Genomic DNA, 1,685 nt, shown 5'->3' with positions numbered 1-1,685 from the left:
CGACGAGCTGGCGCTGGACGCCGGGCAGCTCGAGGTCGTCCCGGTCGCAGCCCTCGCCGGACGTCCCGCGACCGAACAGGCCGGCGTGGTCGCCGACCACCAGGACGGCGAGGTCGGCCTCCGTGGCCGCGGCGACCGCGGCGTCGAATCCGGAGCGGTCGTCGTCGTCCACGGCGCAGCCGGCCACGGACCGAACGGCGGCACCGGGAAGGTCGGCGCGGATCGCCTCGACGATGGTCAGCGCGTCGAGCTCGGCGTCGAAGCCGGGGTGCTGAGCGAGGACATGGTTGACGAACGAGTAGCAGCCGTACAGAGCGTCGGTCCGGTCCGCGTTCGGGCCGATGACCGCGAGCCGCGAGACACCACGCACGGGCAGCGTGCCGTCGTTCGAGACGAGCACCACCGACTCCTCGGCGAGGCGCCGCGCGAGCTCTCGGTGCTCCGCGGGGTCGAGGTCGATGTCCGTCGGCGGCGCGTCGTCGAACGTGGCGTCGAGCAGCCCGAGCTCGTCCTTCTGCCGCAGCACGCGCAGCACCGCTCGGTCGACGAGGGCCTCGTCGACCTCGCCGGACCGGATCCGGTCAGCCAGCGGCCGTCCGTAGGCGTCTCCGGTCGGCAGCTCGATGTCGACGCCCGCCTCGAGCGCCTGCCCGGCGGCGTCGCCCAGGTCACGGGCGACGTGGTGCAGGAGGTGCAGGAACGCGATGCCGAAGTAGTCGGCCACGACCGTGCCGTCGAACCCCCACTGGTCCCGCAGGATCCCCGTGAGGATCGTCGGGTCGGACGCTACGGGCACACCGTCGATCTCCGTGTAGGCGTGCATGACCGAGCGCGCGTTGCCGTCGAGGACAGCCATCTCGAACGGGAGGAGCAGGACGTCGGCGATCTCCCGCGGACCTGCGTGCACCGGGGCGAAGTTGCGGCCCGACTGGGAGCCGGAATAGCCGACGAAGTGCTTGAGGGTCGCGTGCACCCCGCGCGACTGCAGGCCCCGGACGTAGGACGTGCCGAGCGTGCCGACCAGGTAGGGGTCCTCGCCGATGCACTCCTCGACACGCCCCCACCGCGGGTCCCGCACGACGTCGAGCACGGGCGCGAGGCCCTGGTGCACGCCGAGGACCCGCATGGAGTCGCCGATGGCGGCGCCCATCTCCTCGACCAGCTCCGGGTCGAACGCTGCGCCCCACGCCAACGGCGTCGGGTACGTCGTGGCCCCCCACGCCGAGAGGCCGGTGAGGACCTCCTCGTGCACGATCGCCGGGATGCCGAGGCGCGTGCCGTTCACGAGTCCGCGCTGGAACTCCCACAGCCACGCCGCGCGCTCGGCGGCCTCCACCGGACGGGTGCCGTAGGGGCGGGTCAGGTGTCCGAGCCCATGGCGCGCGAACTCATCGAGCACTGCCGGCGCGGCGAACTCGCCCTGCAGGGGCGCGACCGACTCTCCGTCGGCCTTCTCCCAGAAGCCCACCACCTGGGCGAGCTTCTCCTCGAGCGTCATCCGACCGAGCAGGTCGAGCAGGCGCACCTCGTCGACCGCTCGCGCGGCGTCGGAGGAAGCGCCCGTGGGCGCGAACGTACGAATCTCCGTCATGGCGGGTTCCCCTCAGCCCTTGACCGCGCCCTGGAGTCCGCCCACGATCCGCCGCTCGAACAGCGAGAAGAACACCAGGGCCGGAATCATGGAC

The 1,685-nt window shown here is 72.4% G+C and carries 1 protein-coding gene; it reads right to left on the bottom strand.

What is annotated here, in order from left to right; translation table 11 throughout:
- On the bottom strand, positions 1–1,591 hold a 1,591-nt coding region (locus tag ACXJKG_RS20995; protein ID WP_456847652.1), incomplete at its 3' end, for a glycoside hydrolase family 3 protein.
- Positions 1,592–1,685 lie beyond the last annotated feature (94 nt).

This window comes from Cellulomonas sp. P5_C6, assembly GCF_054049635.1.
This window is presented reverse-complemented; position numbering and strand designations above follow the sequence as displayed.